This window comes from Pseudomonas sp. 9.2(2024), from assembly GCF_039695385.1.
Lineage (GTDB): Bacteria > Pseudomonadota > Gammaproteobacteria > Pseudomonadales > Pseudomonadaceae > Aquipseudomonas > Aquipseudomonas paraglycinae.
The window spans coordinates 1,630,602-1,649,266 of record NZ_CP155585.1 but is presented as its reverse complement, the minus strand read 5'-3'; the positions used below and the strand labels follow the sequence as shown (position 1 = coordinate 1,649,266).

General features: G+C 61.3%; 20 protein-coding genes. 15 read left to right on the top strand and 5 right to left on the bottom strand.

What is annotated here, in order from left to right:
- Positions 1 to 58 precede the first annotated feature (58 nt).
- The gene (locus tag ABFB52_RS07365) at positions 59 to 523 is read left to right on the top strand and encodes a CopD family protein (protein WP_064382929.1); all 465 of its coding nucleotides are present in this window, start codon (positions 59 to 61) and stop codon (positions 521 to 523) included.
- 149 nt (positions 524 to 672) lie between these two features.
- Here the strand turns inward: ABFB52_RS07365 and ABFB52_RS07360 are convergent, their stop codons facing one another.
- From ABFB52_RS07360 to ABFB52_RS07345, 4 genes are all read right to left on the bottom strand, one after another.
- Entirely contained in the window at positions 673 to 1,431 is a 759-nt protein-coding gene (locus ABFB52_RS07360) for a collagen pro alpha-chain precursor (protein WP_085748181.1), read from the bottom strand.
- Positions 1,424 to 1,702 carry a DUF1145 domain-containing protein gene (locus ABFB52_RS07355; protein WP_085748180.1) on the bottom strand — a complete coding sequence of 93 codons (279 nt, stop codon included), beginning with the start codon at positions 1,700 to 1,702 and terminating at the stop codon, positions 1,424 to 1,426. Before ABFB52_RS07355 ends, ABFB52_RS07360 begins: the two co-directional genes overlap by 8 nt.
- Positions 1,703 to 1,864: 162 nt before the next feature.
- A complete protein-coding gene (locus ABFB52_RS07350; protein ID WP_102686599.1) occupies positions 1,865 to 2,587 on the bottom strand; it encodes an OmpA family protein in 723 nt (240 codons plus the stop codon).
- A gap of 89 nt (positions 2,588 to 2,676) precedes the next feature.
- Positions 2,677 to 3,372, bottom strand: coding sequence for an OmpA family protein (locus ABFB52_RS07345; protein ID WP_011332779.1), 696 nt, complete (start codon positions 3,370 to 3,372; stop codon positions 2,677 to 2,679).
- A 199-nt stretch (positions 3,373 to 3,571) separates the two neighbouring features.
- Between ABFB52_RS07345 and ABFB52_RS07340 the strand changes: the two genes are divergently transcribed.
- Genes ABFB52_RS07340 through ABFB52_RS07325 form a run of 4 tightly spaced genes read left to right on the top strand, consistent with a single transcriptional unit; the run spans position 3,572 to position 5,279 of the window.
- On the top strand, positions 3,572 to 4,069 hold the full coding sequence (locus tag ABFB52_RS07340) for a DUF6231 family protein (protein ID WP_011332778.1): 498 nt from the start codon (positions 3,572 to 3,574) through the stop codon (positions 4,067 to 4,069).
- 4 nt (positions 4,070 to 4,073) lie between these two features.
- Complete coding sequence (locus tag ABFB52_RS07335; protein WP_064382925.1) at positions 4,074 to 4,550, top strand: YchJ family protein; 477 nt, start codon at positions 4,074 to 4,076, stop codon at positions 4,548 to 4,550.
- A 31-nt stretch (positions 4,551 to 4,581) separates the two neighbouring features.
- A complete protein-coding gene (locus tag ABFB52_RS07330; RefSeq protein ID WP_085748178.1) occupies positions 4,582 to 5,067 on the top strand; it encodes an LEA type 2 family protein in 486 nt (161 codons plus the stop codon).
- A gap of 5 nt (positions 5,068 to 5,072) precedes the next feature.
- Positions 5,073 to 5,279 carry an SEC-C metal-binding domain-containing protein gene (locus ABFB52_RS07325; RefSeq protein WP_007955014.1) on the top strand — a complete coding sequence of 69 codons (207 nt, stop codon included), beginning with the start codon at positions 5,073 to 5,075 and terminating at the stop codon, positions 5,277 to 5,279.
- A 149-nt stretch (positions 5,280 to 5,428) separates the two neighbouring features.
- Here ABFB52_RS07325 and ABFB52_RS07320 read toward each other — a convergent pair whose 3' ends face one another.
- Complete coding sequence (locus ABFB52_RS07320) at positions 5,429 to 5,986, bottom strand: cysteine hydrolase family protein (protein ID WP_085748177.1); 558 nt, start codon at positions 5,984 to 5,986, stop codon at positions 5,429 to 5,431.
- 147 nt (positions 5,987 to 6,133) lie between these two features.
- Between ABFB52_RS07320 and ABFB52_RS07315 the strand changes: the two genes are divergently transcribed.
- The 10 genes from ABFB52_RS07315 (at position 6,134) to ABFB52_RS07270 (ending at position 18,631) form a co-directional block, all read left to right on the top strand.
- Positions 6,134 to 6,778, top strand: a complete 645-nt coding sequence (locus ABFB52_RS07315; protein ID WP_064382922.1) for a glutathione binding-like protein — start codon at positions 6,134 to 6,136, stop codon at positions 6,776 to 6,778.
- Between the two features lie 229 nt (positions 6,779 to 7,007).
- Positions 7,008 to 9,458 (top strand): penicillin acylase family protein, encoded by a 2,451-nt coding sequence (locus tag ABFB52_RS07310; protein WP_129974357.1) that lies wholly within the window; start codon positions 7,008 to 7,010, stop codon positions 9,456 to 9,458.
- Positions 9,459 to 9,597: 139 nt separating this feature from the next.
- Positions 9,598 to 10,740: an IS481 family transposase gene (locus ABFB52_RS07305; RefSeq protein ID WP_129974377.1), complete on the top strand. Its 1,143-nt coding sequence runs from the start codon at positions 9,598 to 9,600 to the stop codon at positions 10,738 to 10,740.
- Positions 10,741 to 11,370: 630 nt separating this feature from the next.
- Positions 11,371 to 12,405 (top strand): ligase-associated DNA damage response exonuclease, encoded by a 1,035-nt coding sequence (locus ABFB52_RS07300; RefSeq protein ID WP_085748174.1) that lies wholly within the window; start codon positions 11,371 to 11,373, stop codon positions 12,403 to 12,405.
- Entirely contained in the window at positions 12,402 to 14,090 is a 1,689-nt protein-coding gene (locus ABFB52_RS07295) for an ATP-dependent DNA ligase (protein ID WP_085748173.1), read from the top strand. The genes ABFB52_RS07300 and ABFB52_RS07295 overlap by 4 nt, the downstream gene beginning before the upstream one ends.
- Before the next feature lie 357 nt (positions 14,091 to 14,447).
- Complete coding sequence (locus tag ABFB52_RS07290; protein WP_011332769.1) at positions 14,448 to 15,230, top strand: transporter substrate-binding domain-containing protein; 783 nt, start codon at positions 14,448 to 14,450, stop codon at positions 15,228 to 15,230.
- Positions 15,231 to 15,286: 56 nt separating this feature from the next.
- Positions 15,287 to 16,015 (top strand): ABC transporter permease, encoded by a 729-nt coding sequence (locus ABFB52_RS07285; protein WP_007955000.1) that lies wholly within the window; start codon positions 15,287 to 15,289, stop codon positions 16,013 to 16,015.
- Positions 16,012 to 16,722, top strand: a complete 711-nt coding sequence (locus tag ABFB52_RS07280; RefSeq protein WP_129973905.1) for an ABC transporter permease — start codon at positions 16,012 to 16,014, stop codon at positions 16,720 to 16,722. Before ABFB52_RS07285 ends, ABFB52_RS07280 begins: the two co-directional genes overlap by 4 nt.
- A 12-nt stretch (positions 16,723 to 16,734) precedes the next feature.
- Complete coding sequence (locus tag ABFB52_RS07275; protein ID WP_129973906.1) at positions 16,735 to 17,853, top strand: succinylglutamate desuccinylase/aspartoacylase family protein; 1,119 nt, start codon at positions 16,735 to 16,737, stop codon at positions 17,851 to 17,853.
- Positions 17,854 to 17,866: 13 nt separating this feature from the next.
- Positions 17,867 to 18,631, top strand: coding sequence for an ATP-binding cassette domain-containing protein (locus ABFB52_RS07270; protein WP_039771333.1), 765 nt, complete (start codon positions 17,867 to 17,869; stop codon positions 18,629 to 18,631).
- Positions 18,632 to 18,665: the final 34 nt, after the last annotated feature.

Below are 18,665 nucleotides of genomic sequence, written 5' to 3'. Positions count from 1 at the left end.
TTCGGTTCGGCGGCTATCATACCCCGCGAATCGATCCCGCGCAGAACGGAGTACCCCAATGACACCTTTTAGCCTCGTTTACCCCATCCATGTGCTGGCCGCACTGGTGTGGGTCGGCGGTATGTTTTTCGCCTGGATGGTCCTGCGCCCCGCGGCCATGAAGGCACTGGACGGCCCCGGGCGCCTGACGCTCTGGGTGGAAGTGTTTCAAGGTTTTTTTCGTTGGGTGTGGGGAGCGGTGATTCTGCTGCCGGTCACCGGGGTGGGCATGCTGCATCTGCAACACATCGCCTTCGATAACGCGCCGCGCTATGTGCAGGTGATGATGGGGTTGTATGTGGTGATGACCGCGCTGTTCATCCGGATTCAGGCATTGATGCTGCCTGAGCTGCGCACGGCGGTGCAGGCGAAGGACTGGCCGGCGGGTGCGGCGGTGCTGGGGCGGATTCGCAAGGTGGTGGGGTTCAATCTGCTGGTCGGGGTGGTGCTGGTGGCGGTGGCAGCTGCGCGGCCCTCGTTCTGACGAGCGCACCCTGACTGATACCTGATCGTTCCCACGCTCTGCGTGGGAATGCAGCCCGTGACGCTCCGCGTCACTGGACGCGGAGCGTCCCTTGAGGCATTCCCACGCGGAGCGTGGGAACGATCAACGTAGAGGGTAGGTGCAATCGATTACAAGCGCTGTACGGTGACAGACCCCGCCGCACCCGCAGGCCCCGGCTGCCCGTCGGCCCCCGGCTTGCCGCTCTTGCCGCCGTCGGCGCGATAGACCAGGCAGCCCTTGGACTTGCCACCCGCCCCCGGCTTGCCGCCAGGACCGGCCGGGCCACCGGCACCGCCGGCAACTTCGACCTTGATCAGCTCGGCCGGAAACTCGCGCGGCACTTCAAGACGCACCAGCGCGCCCGGTGCACCCGGCTGGCCATCGCTGCCGTTGCTGCCATCAAAACCGTGTCCCGCCTGGCCCCAGGTGCAACCCGGCTCCTGACCGTTGGCGCCATCGAGCCCGACAAAACCCGGCGCACCGGTGCCGCCACGGGCATCGACCACCAGCTTCGGCGCATTCAACGCCTTGAATTGCAGATTCAGATTGCGCCCGGCGCGGGCGGCTTTTTCGTAGGTGCCCGGTGCACCACGGGCGGTGATCTGGCTGCCTTCGGCAAGTTGAGCGCGGATGACTTTCATATCCAGCGCCTGTTCGCTCGGCACGATGGCGATGCGCGCTTCATGGCCCAGTTGCAATTCGCCGACACTCAGCTCGGTCACGTTCGAAGGAATCAGCAAAGTGCCGTAATCGGCGACCACCAGTTTCTCCAGTTGCAGAGTGCTGGCAGTGTTGGGCAGACGCATCAGCGAGTTGGTTTCGACGCTGACCACCTGGGCGCAGGCCAGGGGACTGATGAATGCAGCAAGCAGGCAGAGATTACGCATGGGAAGCCTCCGGAGCGGCCGGGGCCGGGATGGTTTGCAGGTGGAAAACGCCGAACAACAGGATGCGGCCACGATCACGCCAAGGGTGCGGACGACCCTTGAGGCTGCGGTTGCACAGCAGCACTTCGAGCACGTGGATCGACAGCAGCAGACCGCCGGCCAGATTGACCAGCAGGTGCAGCGGATGAACAAACGGCACCAGCTGATTGGCCAGCACCACGCAGCAGAACAGCAGGGTCAACAATCGCCCCAGCCCACAGAACACCTTCATACGCTCCCCCGTGTTGCGAATTATTCTTTGGGCGCACAGTAACGGCTTCTGCAGGGGATAAGCCAGAGGGAAAAATGAAAAAAACCGATCCACCGCCGGATGGCTGCCGGTTCGACGATGATCATCGACCGACAGCTCTAGCCTGCGGACTACAGACGCATCCTAACGATTGATGTGCAGTTCCACCCGACGGTTTTGCGCACGCCCCTCGTCCGTGTTGTTATCGGCGACCGGTTCGCTCTCGCCACGCCCTTCACTGGTGAGTTTGTTCGGCGCCAGGCCCTGGCTCAGCAAGTACTCCGCCACGCTGCTCGCGCGACGTTCCGAAAGTGCCTGGTTGTAGGCATCCGAACCTTTGCTGTCGGTGTGGCCAACGACCTTGATGCTCACCACGTCGGCATTGCGCAGTTTGTCCATCAACGTGTCCAGCTGGCTTTTCGCGGCCGGTTTCAGATCGGACTTGTCGAAGTCGAACAGCACGTTGCCGGCATCGTTGAGGGTAATGACTTCGGTTTGCGGGGCCGGTTCGGCCGGTTTCTCGGTGACCGGATATTGCGGCAACGGGCAGCCACGGTGGTCGACCGGGGTGTTGGCCGGGGTATCGGGGCAACGGTCGCGACGATCGAACACGCCGTCGTCGTCTTCATCGCCATCCTGGGCATAGCAGATCAATCCGCCGGTGAGGATCCCCAGCGCAGCGCCACCGCCGGCCCAGCCGCCACTTTCGAGCGCGCCGAGACCGCCGCCGACCAGTCCGCCAATAAGGCTGCAGATCGGCCAGGTACGTTGATTGAGGGGAGCGGTGCCATCGCTGTGGGTGGCGCAACCGGTCAACAGGCTGCCCAGCAGCAGAACCGGCAAGACGGACCTTGTAAGAACACTCATCGTTAAAGCTCCTGTGTCACCGGCCCATACCGGTTACACAGGAGTAAAGACCCGCATCCGCGACTGCACAAGCCGCGGATGCGAGGGGGCTAGCGGTTGATTTTGATTTCGGTACGACGGTTCAGCGCACGACCGTCAGCAGTTTTGTTGTCTGCCACCGGCTGGCTTTCACCGGCACCGGTCACCGACACGAAGCTGCTTTGCGGTACACCGCTCTCGACCAGGTACTTGACCACCGAGTGCGCGCGGCGATCCGACAGTTTCTGGTTGTAGGCATCGCTGCCGACGCTGTCGGTGTGGCCGGTCACGGTCAGTTGTGCCGTGCTGGATTCCTGTTTCAGGCGCGAAGCGACCTTATCCAGGACCAGTTTGTCGGCCGGGGTCAGCGTGGCCTTGTCGAACTGGAAGTGAACATCGCGGATGACAATGGTTTCTTCCTTGACCACTACAGCTTCTTCGACCACTGGTGCAGGGGCTGGTGGAGGGCAGCCGTCAGCATCGACCTGTACGCCTTTAGGCGTGCCCGGGCACTTGTCGCGACTGTCCGGCACACCATCGCCGTCTTCATCGCCATCACCGTGAACCCAGCAATAGGCTGCTGCCGTACCGCCGACGAGTAACGCGCCATACCCCGCCCATGCGGAGCTTTCGGTCGCACCGAGCCCCGCACCGACGACACCACCGACTGCCGCACAGGTCGGCCAGTCGGTTTTCTGCAAACCTGCGCAACCAGTCAACACACTGGTTAGCAGAACCAAGGGTAATGCTGTCCGAACTATGCTCATCTAGTTTTCTCCTGAGGGATCGGCTTAGAACCGATTCAGGGAGTAAAGACCGGAGTTTTAATCTCCGCCAGCAATAGGCCATTGCTGTTTGTGCGCCTGTTCACGGGACTTCGACGAATTTGCCGCAAACCCGCAGGACAGAGATCTAGGCCTTGGCGTCCGGGCAGGCTAGTCTTGGCGCTCTGATTGAGGAGCTTCGATGAACGTCGCCATTTCTTCCCGCACGCCGCAGCAGGCATTGGCCGCCCTGCTCGACCGCTACGCTCCGGCACGTCTGCTGCTGATCGGCGCCAGCGAGTTCCCGGCGCTGGCTGCCTTTAAGGAAGCGCACCCGGACACCTGCGTCGCGCACGCCGCGCCCGGTGCGTTGCCGGCGGAACTGGCGGCCCGCCGTTTCGACCTGGCGCTGGTAGTCGACTGCCTGGAACATTTGCCCAAGCGCGACGGCCTGAATCTGTTGGGCGGGATCCGCAACCTCAACGCCAGCCGCATCGCCGTGCTGGCAGACCTGCCGGCCAGCGGCTGGCAGGAAACCGATTTTTATTCCCTGGCCCTGCAAGCCAGCGAACGCTTCGCCCGGGATGAGCAGGTATTGACCCTGTTCACCTACGATCTGCTTGACTACAAACAAGTCCCCGACTGGCTCAACTCGCGATTCTGGGCCAATCCGGAAAACTTCGGGAAATACTGGTGGTAATGCAATGAGTACAGCCATTTGCCCTTGCGGCAGCGGCAACCTGCTGGATGCCTGCTGCGGTCACTATCACGCCGGCCACCCGGCCCCGTGCGCCGAAGCCCTGATGCGCTCGCGCTACAGCGCCTATGTGCTGGGCCTGATCGATTATCTGGTGGCGACCACCCTGCCCGCTCAGCAGGCGGGGCTGGATCGCCAGTCGATCAGCGACTGGAGCGCCCAGAGCACCTGGCTCGGTCTGGACGTGGAAAGTTCGGAAGTGCTCGGTGGCCAGCCGGAACACGCGTTCGTCACCTTCACCGCGCGCTGGCATGACGGTCAGGGCGAGCACAGCCACCGCGAGCGCTCGTCGTTCGTGCAGAACAGCGGGCGCTGGTACTTCATCGACCCGACCGTGCAACTGAAGCTGGGCCGCAACGACGCCTGCCCGTGCGCCAGCGGCCAGAAGTTCAAGAAATGCTGTGCGGGGTATTTCGGCAGCTGAGGCTAGACTGGGCAGCAAAGGGAGTTAAACCATGCTCGGTCATTGGCGCGCATTTCAGGCTTTCACACTGTTCGTGTTTCTCGGGCTTGGCGGCTGCGCGTCATGGTTTACCGACGATTCCCGCGACCCCGCCGTGCACCTGGTGAAAGTCGAAGTCGTGCGCGCCAAATTGCTGGAACAGAAATTCATCCTGCACTTTCGCATCGACAACCCCAACGATAGCGACCTGACCGTGCGCGGCCTGGAATACCGCATACATCTCGCCGACATGCTGCTGGCCGAAGGCGAGCACGAGCACTGGATCACGGTGAACCCCAAAAGCAGCGCGTTTTACAACGTACCGATCCGTACCAACCTGTGGCCGAAGGTGAAAGAGGTGGTGAAAATGCTGAAAAACCCGCACCAGCAGATTCCCTATCGACTGGAGGGCGAGATGGAAACCGGTTTATTCATCGCTCACTACGTGCACCTGGCGCGCAATGGCGTGATAATCCCCGCCGATTTGATTACGGAGTGACCCCGATGACCCAGCAACCTCATGTCCATGGCCCAGACTGCAACCACGATCATGACCATCACCACCATGATCACGACCATGGCCATGTCCACGGCCCGAACTGCGGCCACGCCCACCAGGAACCGGTGCGCAACGCCCTGAAAGACGTTGGCCGCAACGACCCTTGCCCATGCGGCAACGGCAAGAAATTCAAGAAGTGCCACGGCGCTTGATGTTTCGGGCGAAAGCCTACTTCGCCTGAGACACCGCTTTCGCGAGCAAGCCCGCTCCCACATTCGACCGTATTCCTTCTGACGGAATGCAGGCAAAGGTGGGAGCGGGCTTGCTCGCGAAGGGGCCGGCCCATTCACCGGAAGCTTTTTCAGCCTGCCGCCAGAATGTGCCCGGTGCCGACCACCGTCGCATACTCCCCGTGCAGATTCCCCAGCGACATCGCATGCACCTCTTCAGCTGAACGCAAGGTGCCGAAATAATCGGCCTTGTCGAAGGTAAAGCACGCATCCTCCGCCACCCACGCCTCGAACCCCAGATTGCCCGCCGTGCGTGCCGTGGATTCCACCGAGTTGTTCGTCGCCACGCCGACAATGATCAACTGCCCGATCGCCGACTCACGCAACTTCGCCTCAAGCCCTGTGGCACAAAACGCATCCGGTACCTGCTTCTGGATCAGCCACTCGCCGTCCTGCGGCGAAAACCTTTCCTGAAAATCCACGCCTGACTGCTCGGGCCAGAACACCGAATCCGGCGAGCGCGACAGGTGCTGCACGTGGATCACCGGCCGCCCGCTGTGTCGCCAGAAGCCCAGCAAATCAAGAATCCGCTCCTCGGCCGACGGATTATTCCGCCGCCCCAGACGCGGTTCCAGAATGCCCTTTTGCTGGTCGATGATGATCAGTGCAGCGTTGGCCTTGAGCTCCATGGCGATTTTTCTCATGCGGGGTCATTGAATTTCCCGTACTTGAGCATCACCTCCTGTAACTAAGCAAGCTATCGAACGCACACAGGACAACCTGAAGCCGGCGTTTGCTGTCCGCACGTAAGCCATTTTTCTGATTTGGAGCTTTCCATGATCGACCTGTATTACTGGACCACGCCCAACGGCCACAAGATTTCCCTGTTCCTCGAAGAAGCGGGCCTGCGCTACGACGTGCACCCGATCAACATCAGCCAGGGCGAGCAGTTCCAGCCGCACTTTCTGAAAATCGCCCCGAACAACCGCATCCCCGCGATCGTCGATCATGAACCGGCTGACGGTGGCGAACCGTTGTCGCTGTTCGAGTCCGGGGCGATCCTGCTGTACCTCGCGGAAAAGACCGGCAAGTTCCTGCCCAAGGATCTGCGTGGCCGCCAGGTGGCGCTGCAATGGCTGTTCTGGCAAATGGGCGGGCTGGGGCCGATGGCCGGGCAGAACCATCATTTCAGCCAGTTCGCGCCGGAAAAAATCCCCTACGCGATCAAGCGCTACGTCGATGAAACCGCCCGTTTGTACGGGGTGCTGGACAAGCAATTGGCCAACAATGAGTTCGTCGCCGGCAGCGAATACAGCATCGCCGACATGGCGATCTACCCGTGGATCGTCTCCCACAAGTGGCAGAGCCAGAACCTGGAAGACTTCCCGAACGTGCAACGCTGGTTCAACCACATCAAGGATCGCCCGGCGACCGTGAAGGCCTACGCGCTGGTGCAGAAGATCAATCCGCCGAAGTCCTGACCTGCCTTGATCGTTCCCATGTAGAGGCGTCGAACCGCCCGCGTGGAAATGGGCCGCGGAGCGACCCGGGCTGCATTCCCACGCAGACGGTTCGACGCCTCGACGTGGGAACGATCTGCGTGAGCGGTAAGAAATAACCGCTCGCCCCGCTTGCGCGGCCCCCTCCTGCTCACTAACGTAGCGGCTTTATTGCGCCCCCCAGCCTCTACACCCCCGCAGGAGCTTTGCCATGGCCTCGCCAGCCCTTTCACATTTTCTTCCCCGGTTCGGCGTTGCCGCAGCAGTGGCCGGTGTTCTGAGCCTGACCGGTTGTCAGACCTGGAACGCCCAGGACACCCTCCCGCCGACCTCCGGTGTGCAGCCGCTCAAGGGCCTGGCGCAGAACGTTTCGGTACGCCGCAATGCCATGGGCATGCCGCTGATCGAAAGCAACAGCTTCCACGACGCACTGTTCGCCCTCGGTTACGTGCACGCCAGCGACCGGATCAATCAGATGGTCACCCTGCGCCTGCTGGCTCAGGGCCGTCTGGCGGAAATGTCCGGTTCGTCGATGCTCGACGCCGACCGCTACATGCGCGCCGTCAACCTGAAGAAAAGCGCCGGCGAGCTGTACAAGGCTTCGTCGCCACGGCTCAAGCGCTTCTTCGAGGTCTATGCCCGGGGCGTCAACGCCTACCTGTTCCGCTACGCCGACAAACTGCCGGGAGATCTGGCTTCCAGCGGCTACAAGCCTGAATACTGGAAACCGGAAGATTCGGCGTTGATCTTCTGTCTGCTGAACTTCAGCCAGTCGGCCAACCTGCCGGAAGAAATCGCCTCGCTGGTGCTGGCGCAGACTGTGACCAACGACAAACTGGCGTGGCTGACCCCGTCCGCTCCCGACGAAAACCTGCCGCTGGCCGAAGCCGACAAGCTGCAAGGCATCAAGCTCAACGGGCAGATTCCGGGGTTGACGGAACTGAGCAACGCCAGCGAACAACTGGCCGCCATCAACCTACTGGGCACTCAGTCGTCGAACAACTGGGCCATCGCCCCGCAACGCAGCCGCAGCGGAAAGAGCCTCTTGGCCAGCGACAGCCATGGCCCGCTGGCGGCGCCATCGCTGTGGAGTTTCGTGCAGATCCGCGCGCCGAAATACCAGGCCGCCGGCGTGACCGTGGCCGGTCTGCCGATGGTGCTCGGCGGTTTCAACGGCAAGGTGGCGTGGAGCCTGACCAGCGTGCTCGGCGATAACCAGGACCTGTTCCTGGAAAAAATCCGTCGTCAGGGCAGCACGTTGTCCTACGAGGTCAACGGCAAGTGGCAACCGGTTGCGGTGCGCAACGAAACCTACTTCGTCAAAGGCCAGCGGCCGATTCGCGAAGCGGTGTACGAAACCCGCCATGGCGCGCTGCTCAACAGCACCCAGGCTGCCGCTCAGGGCGCAGGTTTTGGCCTGGCCTTGCAGACGCCAAGCTTCACCGACGACAAATCCCTCGATGCGTTTTTCGATCTGAGCCGTGCCCAGAACGTTGAGCGCGCCTCGGACGCCAGCCGGGAAATCCGCGCCATCGCGCTGAATCTGGTGTTCGCCGACGCCAGCAACATTGGCTGGCAAGTCACCGGACGATTCCCGAACCGCCGTGAAGGTGAAGGCCTGCTGCCGTCGCCGGGCTGGGAAGGTCGCTATGACTGGGACGGTTACGCCGACCCGATGCTGCACCCGTACGATCAGGATCCGGCCCAGGGCTGGCTCGGCACCGCCAACCAGCGGGTCATCCCTCACGGCTACGGCATGCAACTGTCGAATTCCTGGGCGGCGCCGGAGCGTGGCGAGCGCCTGGCCGAACTGGCCGGCAGCGGTAAACACGACGGTCGTAGCGTGATCGCCATGCAGTACGACCAGACCACCACCTTCGCCGCCAAACTGAAGAAAATGTTTGAAGCGCCGGGCATGGCGCAGCCGCTGAAACAGGCGATCGACGCTCTGCCGGAAGCCGAGCGCAGCAAGGCCCGCGAGGCGTACACCCGCTTGATGGCCTTCGACGGCAAGCTCAGCCCGACCTCCGCCGACGCGGCAATCTACGAGCTGTTCCTGCAGGAAAGCATGAAGCAGATCTTCCTCGACGAACTCGGCCCGCAAAACAGCCCGGCGTGGAAAGCGTTTATCGCCAACGGCGATCTGTCCTACGCCGCCCAGGCCGATCACTTGCTGGGCCGCGAAGACAGTCCGTTCTGGGACGACGCCCGCACCCCGCAAAAAGAAGACAAACCGGCAATCCTCGCCCGCAGTCTGGCGGCAGCGATCAGCGCCGGCGACAGCCAGTTGGGCGGCGACCGCCGGGCCTGGCAGTGGGGCAAACTGCACCGCTATGAGTGGAAAAATGCCAACGGCCAGACCGTTCGCGGGCCAATTGCGGCTGGCGGCGACCACACCACACTCAACACCGCAGCGTTTGCCTGGGGCCAGGACTTCAACACCACGCGTGCGCCGTCGATGCGTTTCATTGTCGACTTTGGTCAGAGCGAGCCGCTGATGGGCCAGAACGGGACGGGGCAATCGGGTAATCCGGTGAGCCCGAACTACCTGAACGGCATCGATCCGTGGCTCAAGGGCCAGTACATCGGCTTGCCGATGCAGCCGCAGAACTTTGACCGGGTTTATGGCAAGACGCGATTGACCCTAACCCCTGGGAAATAGGCCTACTCCCCAAAAGATCAAAAGCCCCCTCACCCTAACCCTCTCCCTTTGTATGTACCGGAGACATAGTGGACAGGTGTTCGGAGACATGGTGGACACTTTTAAATAGACACATTGCTCATCACGAAGGAGATGGCCTGTGTCTTGGGAAGAGGTGTCTACCGTGCAGCTTCGTACAGAATTCGTGCTTTTGGCTCGGCAAGAAGGGGCCAATGTTCGGCAGCTTTGCCGTCGATTCAACATCAGCCCTAGCACTGCCTACAAATGGCTCAGCAGGTTTGAAAAATCAGGGGCTGAGGGGATGAGCAATCAGTCGCGACGACCCAAGACGTCACCCAAACGTTGTGCTGACGAGGTGGAGAAGCAGATTCTGACCGTGAGTCAGGAGTACGCGGCTTGGGGCGCTCGCAAGCTCAAACGCGTGCTGGAAGACAAGGGTTTAGTGATGCCTTCCGTCAGCACCGTGCATGCAGTTTTACAGCGTCATTCGCGCGTTGATCCAAAGGCCGCCGAGATCAAACCGTTTATCCGGTTCGAGCATGAGGCGCCCAATGATTTGTGGCAGATGGACTTCAAGGGACACGTCGGTATGCGTCATGGCCGCTGCCACCCTTTGACGATATTGGATGACCATTCCCGCTTCTCGTTGTGCATCGCCGCTTGCGCCAATCAACAACGCCAAACCGTGGAAGAACAGCTTGTTGGAGTGTTTCGCCGATACGGTCTGCCGCAACGCATGACCATGGATAACGGTTCGCCATGGGGTGACCAAACCGGGGTCTACACCGCCCTGGAAGTCTGGCTGATGAGACAGGGCATCCGGGTCAGCCACTCCCGGCCCTACCATCCACAAACGCAGGGCAAGATTGAGCGATTCCATCGCAGCTTGAAGGCCGAAGTTCTGCAGAGTCAGTGCTTTATCGACCTCGTCGGAGCACAAAAAGCCTTCGATATCTGGCGAGAAACTTACAATCAGAAGCGCCCGCATCAAGCCTTGGGAATGGGGGTTCCAGCGAGCCGCTACAGCAGTAGCCCGCTTGAATACCAAGAGACCCGGCCTGTCCTGGAGTACGCGGAAGGAGATTTGGTCAGGAAAGTTCAGGGCAATGGCGAGATGTACTGGAGAAGCAGCCAATTCCTGATCGGAAAGGCCTTCATCGGGGAGCTGATAGCGATCAGGGGAACGACAGAAGATGGCATCTACGATGTCTACTGGAGCAGACATCGCATTGCCCGAATTGACTTGATTCAACAGACCGTTGTATCAGGTAAGCGGATTTGAAAACCGTCCACCATGTCCCCGAACATGTGTCCACCATGTCTCCGGTACATACACCCTTAGGGAGAGGGGACTGATCGGGGGATGTTCAAGAAGTTCGCCGACCTGAACTTGCTGCACCGAATCCAGATTCGTATTGCTGCTTGAAAGATCCATAATCGACGCGATCTCACAGGTCGATGTACCTCGCCAAACACCTCCGTAGGCTCCCTCTCCCTCCGGGAGAGAGGACTGATCGGGGGATGTTCAAGAGGTTCGCCGACCTGAACTTGCTGCACCGAATCCAGATTCGTATTGCTGCTTGAAAGATCCATAATCGACGCGATCTCACAGGTCGATGTACCTCGCCAAACACCTCCGTAGGCTCCCTCTCCCTCCGGGAGAGAGGACTGATCGGGGGATATTCAAGAGGTTCGCCGACCTGAACTTGCTGCACCGAATCCAGATTCGTATTGCTGCTTGGCAGGTCCATAGTCGACTCGATCTCACAGGTCGATGTACCTCGCCAAACACCTCCGTAGGCTCCCTCTCCCTCTGGGAGAGGGCTGGGGTGAGGGTGCTTTTGAAAATCAATAGAACTTCTGACTTCGCGCCAACCTCATAGCTAACAAGTCCCTCCATTCCGGTAACGCCATGGACCTTGTTATCGCCCGCCCCGAAGGCCTCTACTGCCCCGCCGGGGATTTCTACATTGACCCGTGGCGGCCCGTCGAGCGCTCGGTGATCACCCATGCCCATGGCGACCATGCCCGTGGCGGCAACCAGCATTACCTGGCCGCCAGCGCCGGCGAAGGGATTCTGCGCGCGCGTCTGGGTCAGGACATCAATCTGCAAACCCTCGACTACGGCCAGCGCCTGACCCATCACGGGGTCACCCTGAGTTTTCATCCCGCCGGCCATGTGCTCGGCTCGGCCCAGGTGCGGCTGGAATACGGCGGCGAAGTCTGGGTCGCGTCCGGCGACTACAAGATCGAACCCGACGGCACCTGCGCCCCTTTCGAACCGGTGCGCTGCCACACCTTCATTACCGAATCGACCTTCGGCCTGCCGATCTACCGCTGGCAGCCGCAGGCGCAGGTGTTCGCCGAGATCAATCAGTGGTGGCAGGCCAACATCGAAGCCGGCAAGGCCAGCGTGCTGTTTTGCTATTCGTTCGGCAAGGCCCAGCGGATTCTGCACGGCATCGATGAAACCCTCGGGCCGATCCTCAGCCACGGGGCGGTCGAGCCGCTGAACCGCGTGTACCGCGAGGCCGGCGTCTACCTGCCGCCAACCATCTACGCCGGTGACGTGAAAAAGAATGACCCGATGATGCGTCAGGCGCTGGTCATCGCCCCGCCGTCGGCCGGCGGCAGCAGTTGGATGCGCCGGTTCGGCGATTACAGCGACAGCTTCGCCAGCGGCTGGATGCGCCTGCGCGGCACCCGCCGGCGGCGCGGGGTCGATCGCGGTTTCGTGCTCTCGGATCACGCCGACTGGCCCGGCCTGTTGTGGGCCATCGAACAGACAGGAGCCGAACGGGTGATGGTCACCCACGGCTCGATTGGCGTGCTGGTGCGCCATCTGCGCGAGCAGGGTCTGGACGCACAAGGTTTCAACACCGAATACGGTGACGATGAAGAAGAGCTATCTACCGCCACGCCCGTCGTTGCCGAGGTGCAACCATGAAAGACTTCGCCGGGTTGTACGCCGAACTCGACGCCACCACCTCGAGCAACGCCAAACTGGCGGCCATGCAAACCTACTTCGCCCAGGCGCAACCGCAGGATGCCGCGTGGGCGGTGTACTTTTTGTCCGGCGGGCGGCCTCGGCAACTGGTGCCGGTGCGGATCCTGCGCGATCTCGCGGTCGAGGTGTCCGGCCTGGCCCCGTGGCTGTTCGAGGAAAGTTATCAAGCGGTCGGCGATCTGGCGGAAACCATTTCGCTGGTGCTGCCGGAACACCCGCACACCTCCGAGGCCGGGCTCGCCGAATGGATCGAAGACAAACTGTTGCCCCTGCGCGGTGAAACCCCGGAATACCTCGCCCATCAGTTGCCCGCACTGTGGGCGCAACTGGATCGGCCAAGCTTGATGCTGTGCATCAAACTGATCACCGGCAGCTTCCGGGTCGGCGTGTCCAAATTGCTGGTGACCCGCGCCCTGGCTTCCATGGCCGGGCTCGACAGCAAACGCGTGGCGCAACGGCTGGTGGGTTACACCGACCTGTCCAACCGGCCGAACGCCGCCGCTTACCTGAAACTGATCGCCCCCGAATCCAGCGACGAGCACGCCCAGCGCGGCGGCCAGCCCTACCCGTTTTTCCTCGCCCACGCGCTGGCGCAACCGGTAGAAACCTTCGAGGCCCTGCTCGGGCCGCCGAGCAACTGGCAGGTGGAATGGAAGTGGGACGGCATTCGCGCACAGGTGGTCAAGCGTGACGGGAAACTGTGGGTCTGGTCGCGCGGCGAGGAATTGGTCACCGAGCGTTTTCCCGAATTCGACACGCTGCTGCACGGTTTACCCGACGGCACGGTGATCGACGGCGAGATTGTGGTGTGGAAGAACAACCGCCCGATCACCGAAGACGCTTTCGACCCACAGTCGACGAAAGCCCCGGCGGTGCAACCATTCGCGCTGTTACAGCAACGGATTGGCCGCAAGTCACTGGACCGGAAAATCCTTGAAGACGCGCCGGTGGTGGTACTCGCCTACGATCTGCTCGAATGGCAGGGCGAAGACTGGCGCAACCAGCCTCAGGCCAGGCGTCGTGAACAACTGGAACAAGTTATCGCCCACTGCAACAACCCGGTACTGCTGCCTTCGCCGATTCTGACGGGTGACGACTGGTTCGACCTCGCCCGCCAGCGCGAGGCCTCCAGGCGCCTGGGGGTCGAAGGCATGATGCTCAAGGCTCGCGACGCGATGTACGGCGTTGGCCGCACCAAGGACATGGGCGTGTGGTGGAAATGGAAGGTCGACCCGTTCAGCGTCGACGCGGTGTTGATCTACGCCCAGCGCGGACATGGCCGGCGCGCCAGCCTCTACAGCGATTACACTTTTGCGGTGTGGGACGGCCCGCCGGGATCCAGTGCAAGGTCACTGGTGCCATTCGCCAAGGCCTATTCAGGGCTGACCGATGCGGAAATGCGCGAGGTCGACAGCATCGTGCGCAAGACCACGGTGGAAAAATTCGGCCCGGTCAGCAGCGTGAAGCCGAGCCTGGTATTCGAACTGGGCTTCGAAGGCATCGCCCTCTCCCGCCGGCACAAGAGCGGCATCGCCGTGCGCTTCCCGCGCATGCTGCGCTGGCGCCAGGACAAGACCGTGGACGAGGCCGACAGCCTGGCGACCTTGCAAAACCTGTTGGTCTGACTCCTTCCCAACGATACTCCCCCCTCACCCCGATCGTTCCCACGCTCTGCGTGGGAATGCCTCAATGGACGCTCTGCGTCCGCTTTGGGACGCGGAGCGTCCCGGGCTGCATTCCCACGCGGACGGTTCGACGCCTCGACGTGGGAACGATCACCTCAATCACGCCCATAAACAGTGCAACTGTTTTCCCGCGCCCGTTTTCGTGCACCGACCGGCCCCGGCATGCACTTCCTGCACCTTTTAAAACACTTGTTCGGGACTCTGGTTCGGAAATTGCTACTTTCTATAAGTCGTAAGCGCTCCAGTAACAATCATTCCGCGCCACAAGCGCTCATATTGGTTCTTAGGGATTGAATAATGAAAAAAGCATTGCTGACCCTTTCTGCACTGGCGTTGTGCATGGCCGCCGGCTCCGCGCTGGCCAAGGAATACAAAGAACTGCGGTTTGGCGTTGACCCTTCCTACGCACCGTTCGAGTCGAAAGCGGCAGACGGCAGCCTGGTTGGCTTCGACATCGATCTGGGCAACGCGATCTGCGCCGAGCTGAAGGTCAAGTGCAAATGGGTCGAAAGTGACTTCGACGGTATGATTCCGGGCCTCAAGGCCAATAAATTCGACGGTGTGATCTCGTCGATGACCGTTACCGAAGCCCGCGAAAAAGTCATCGACTTCTCCAGCGAGCTGTTCTCCGGCCCGACGGCCTACGTGTCGAAAAAAGGTTCGGGCATCACCGACGACGTCGCCTCCCTGAAAGGCAAAACCGTCGGTTACGAGCAAGGCACCATCCAGGAAGCCTATGCCAAAGCCGTACTGGACAAGGCCGGCGTGAAAACCCAGGCCTACCAGAATCAGGACCAGGTGTATTCCGACCTGACTTCCGGCCGTCTCGATGCGGGCATTCAGGACATGTTGCAGGCCGAACTGGGCTTTCTGAAGTCGCCGCAAGGCGCTGATTATGAAGTCAGCAAGCCGGTCGACAACCACTTGCTGCCAGCCAAGACCGCTGTCGGTATTAAGAAAGGTAACACCGAGCTGAAAGCGCTTTTGGATAAAGGTATCAAAGCGTTACACGATGACGGCAAATACGCCGAGATTCAAAAGAAACACTTTGGCGATCTGAATCTGTACAGCGGCAAATAATGCCCCGGCGCCCATCCTCGATGGGCGCCTTTTTCATTCAGTCAGGTTGCTGATTTATGTTCGAAAACCTCTTACAAAATCTGGGGCTCTCCGCCTTCAGCCTCAAGGGTTTTGGCCCTTTGCTGTTGGAAGGCACCTGGATGACCATCAAATTGTCGGCGTTGTCGCTGCTGGTGGCCGTGTTGCTCGGCCTGCTCGGCGCCAGTGCCAAGCTGTCAAAAGTCAAACTGCTGCGCCTGCCCGCCCAGCTCTACACCACGCTGATTCGCGGCGTTCCGGACCTGGTGCTGATGCTGCTGATCTTCTACAGCCTGCAAACCTGGCTGACGACGCTCACCGATTACCTGGAATGGGAATACATCGAGATCGACCCGTTCAGCGCCGGGGTGCTGACGCTGGGCTTCATTTATGGCGCGTACTTCACTGAAACCTTTCGCGGGGCGATTCTCGCCGTGCCGCGCGGTCAGGTCGAAGCCGCCACCGCCTATGGCCTCAAGCGCGGCCAGCGCTTTCGTTTCGTGGTGTTCCCGCAAATGATGCGCTTCGCCCTGCCGGGCATCGGCAACAACTGGATGGTGATGCTCAAGGCCACCGCGCTGGTTTCGATCATCGGCCTGGCCGATCTGGTCAAGGCAGCGCAGGACGCCGGTAAAAGCACCTATCAACTGTTTTACTTCCTGGTTCTCGCCGCGTTGATTTACCTGCTGATCACCAGTGCTTCCAACATCATCCTGCGCTGGCTCGAACGCCGCTACGCCGCCGGTGCCCGGGAGGCCGTACGATGATCGAACTCCTGCAGGAATACTGGAAAGCCTTCCTTTATACCGACGGTCAGAACATCACTGGCCTTGCGATGACGATGTGGCTGCTCAGCGCCTCGATCTTCTTCGGTTTCATCGTGTCGATTCCGCTGTCGATCGCTCGCGTCTCGACGCACTTCTACATTCGCTGGCCGGTGCAGTTCTACACCTACCTGTTCCGTGGCACGCCGCTCTATATCCAGTTGCTGATCTGCTACACCGGGATTTACAGCCTGGCCGCCGTGCGCGCGCAACCGGTGCTCGACAGTTTCTTTCGCGATGCGATGAACTGCACGATCCTGGCCTTCGCCCTGAACACCTGCGCCTATACCACGGAGATTTTCGCCGGGGCGATCCGCAGCATGAACCACGGCGAAGTCGAAGCGGCGAAGGCCTACGGCCTGACCGGCTGGAAGCTGTATGCCTACGTGATCATGCCGTCGGCGCTGCGCCGTTCGTTGCCGTACTACAGCAACGAAGTGATCCTGATGCTGCACTCGACCACCGTGGCTTTCACCGCGACCATCCCCGATATCCTGAAAGTCGCGCGGGACGCCAACTCGGCGACCTTCCTGACCTTCCAGTCGTTCGGCATCGCCGCGCTGATCTACCTGACAATCACCTTTGCGCTGGTCGGCCTGTTCCGCCTTGCCGAACGCCGATGGCTGGCCTTCCTCGGCCCGACCCACTAGGACCCTTTTGAGATGCGCCACCAGATACACGAACTGCTGGCCCCGCTGCCGGGAACCGCACGACAGATTCACAGCTTCCACTTCGGCCCGGACAAGGCCCAAGGCAAGATTTACATCCAGTCTTCGCTGCACGCCGACGAACTGCCCGGCATGCTCGTGGCCTGGCACCTCAAGCAGCGTCTGGCGGAGCTGGAAGCCGCCGGCCGCCTGCGCAGCGAAATCGTGCTGGTGCCGGTAGCCAACCCGGTCGGCCTTGAACAGGTGCTGATGGATGTGCCGCTGGGCCGCTACGAGCTGGAGAGCGGGCAGAATTTCAACCGCTGGTTCGTCGACCTCAGCGAAGAAATCGGCAACGAAATCGAAGCGCAGCTGTGCGACGACCCGCAGCGCAACCTCGAGCTGATCCGTTCGAGCCTGCGCAACGCCCTCGCCCGCCACACCGCCACGACTCAGCTGCAATCCCAGCGCCTGACCCTGCAACGGCTGGCCTGCGATGCGGACATGGTGCTCGACCTGCACTGCGATTTCGAATCCGTGGTTCACCTCTACACCACGCCCGAAGCCTGGCCGCAGGTCGAGCCGCTGGCGCGCTATATCGAATCCCAGGCGAGCCTGCTGGCCACCGACTCCGGCGGACAGTCATTCGATGAGTGCTTCACCCTGCTGTGGTGGCAATTGAAGGAGCGCTTCGGCGAACACTTCGAGATTCCGCTCGGCAGCTTTTCGGTCACCGTCGAGTTGCGCGGTCAGGGGGATGTCACCCATCCGCTGGCCAGTCGCGACTGCCAGGCGCTGATCGATTACCTGATCCACTTCGGCGCCATTGTCGGCGAACCCAAAGCCTTGCCGGCCCTGCCACATCCCGCCACACCGCTGGCCGGTGTGGAACCGGTGGCCACTCCCGTCGGCGGGCTGCTGGTGTACAGCGCCACACCCGGCCAGCTTCTGGAAGCCGGGCAGAAAATCGCCGAAATCATCGACCCGATCAGCGACCGGGTCACGCCAGTCCATTGCACCGCTTCCGGTCTGCTCTATGCCCGCTCGCTGCGGCGCATGGCCACCGCCGGGATGGTGATCGCCCACGTCGCGGGCGCCGAAGCCTATCGCAGCGGCTATCTACTTTCGCCTTGAGGATGCCTGTCCCATGTACAAATTGACCGTTGAAGGCCTGCACAAAAGCTATGGCGACCATCAGGTGCTCAAAGGCGTCTCGCTCAAGGCCAGGACCGGCGACGTGATCAGCCTGATCGGCGCCAGCGGCTCGGGCAAAAGCACCTTTTTGCGCTGCATCAACTTTCTCGAACAACCCAACGACGGCGCAATGAGCCTCGATGGCCAGGCGATCCGCATGGTCACCGACCGCCACGGCATGCACGTCGCCGACGCCGATGAACTGCAACGCCTGCGCACCCGGCTGGCGATGGTGTTCCAGCACTTCAACCTGTGGAGCCACATGACCGTGCTGGAAAACATCACCATGGCCCCACGCCGGGTGCTGGGCTGCAGCAAACAGGAAGCCGACGACCGCGCCCGGCGCTATCTGGAAAAGGTCGGTTTGCCGGCGCGGGTGGCGGATCAGTACCCGGCATTTCTCTCCGGTGGCCAGCAGCAGCGGGTGGCGATTGCCCGGGCCTTGGCGATGGAGCCGGAAGTCATGCTGTTCGACGAACCGACGTCGGCACTCGACCCGGAACTGGTCGGCGAAGTGCTCAAGGTGATTCAGGGCCTGGCCGAGGAAGGCCGGACCATGATCATGGTCACCCATGAAATGAGCTTTGCGCGCAAGGTCTCGAGCCAGGTGCTGTTCCTGCATCAGGGGCTGGTGGAAGAAGAAGGCGCACCCGAAGAAGTGCTGGGCAATCCGAAAAGCGAACGCCTGAAACAATTCCTCAGCGGCAATCTCAAGTAAAACTATTGCCCGGCCGGCGCGGTCATTGAAGGAA

Bases quoted from the DNA above. Each gene is read 5' to 3' on its own strand.
- ABFB52_RS07275 (WP_129973906.1), top strand. From the start codon at position 16,735: ATGCGCCACCAGATACACGAACTGCTGGCCCCGCTGCCGGGAACCGCA.
- ABFB52_RS07325 (WP_007955014.1), top strand. From the start codon at position 5,073: ATGACCCAGCAACCTCATGTCCATGGCCCAGACTGCAACCACGATCAT.
- ABFB52_RS07290 (WP_011332769.1), top strand. From the start codon at position 14,448: ATGAAAAAAGCATTGCTGACCCTTTCTGCACTGGCGTTGTGCATGGCC.
- ABFB52_RS07330 (WP_085748178.1), top strand. From the start codon at position 4,582: ATGCTCGGTCATTGGCGCGCATTTCAGGCTTTCACACTGTTCGTGTTT.
- ABFB52_RS07295 (WP_085748173.1), top strand. From the start codon at position 12,402: ATGAAAGACTTCGCCGGGTTGTACGCCGAACTCGACGCCACCACCTCG.
- ABFB52_RS07320 (WP_085748177.1), bottom strand. From the start codon at position 5,986: ATGGAGCTCAAGGCCAACGCTGCACTGATCATCATCGACCAGCAAAAG.
- ABFB52_RS07365 (WP_064382929.1), top strand. From the start codon at position 59: ATGACACCTTTTAGCCTCGTTTACCCCATCCATGTGCTGGCCGCACTG.
- ABFB52_RS07345 (WP_011332779.1), bottom strand. From the start codon at position 3,372: ATGAGCATAGTTCGGACAGCATTACCCTTGGTTCTGCTAACCAGTGTG.
- ABFB52_RS07300 (WP_085748174.1), top strand. From the start codon at position 11,371: ATGGACCTTGTTATCGCCCGCCCCGAAGGCCTCTACTGCCCCGCCGGG.
- ABFB52_RS07355 (WP_085748180.1), bottom strand. From the start codon at position 1,702: ATGAAGGTGTTCTGTGGGCTGGGGCGATTGTTGACCCTGCTGTTCTGC.
- ABFB52_RS07360 (WP_085748181.1), bottom strand. From the start codon at position 1,431: ATGCGTAATCTCTGCCTGCTTGCTGCATTCATCAGTCCCCTGGCCTGC.
- ABFB52_RS07285 (WP_007955000.1), top strand. From the start codon at position 15,287: ATGTTCGAAAACCTCTTACAAAATCTGGGGCTCTCCGCCTTCAGCCTC.
- ABFB52_RS07350 (WP_102686599.1), bottom strand. From the start codon at position 2,587: ATGAGTGTTCTTACAAGGTCCGTCTTGCCGGTTCTGCTGCTGGGCAGC.
- ABFB52_RS07280 (WP_129973905.1), top strand. From the start codon at position 16,012: ATGATCGAACTCCTGCAGGAATACTGGAAAGCCTTCCTTTATACCGAC.
- ABFB52_RS07310 (WP_129974357.1), top strand. From the start codon at position 7,008: ATGGCCTCGCCAGCCCTTTCACATTTTCTTCCCCGGTTCGGCGTTGCC.
- ABFB52_RS07315 (WP_064382922.1), top strand. From the start codon at position 6,134: ATGATCGACCTGTATTACTGGACCACGCCCAACGGCCACAAGATTTCC.
- ABFB52_RS07335 (WP_064382925.1), top strand. From the start codon at position 4,074: ATGAGTACAGCCATTTGCCCTTGCGGCAGCGGCAACCTGCTGGATGCC.
- ABFB52_RS07340 (WP_011332778.1), top strand. From the start codon at position 3,572: ATGAACGTCGCCATTTCTTCCCGCACGCCGCAGCAGGCATTGGCCGCC.
- ABFB52_RS07270 (WP_039771333.1), top strand. From the start codon at position 17,867: ATGTACAAATTGACCGTTGAAGGCCTGCACAAAAGCTATGGCGACCAT.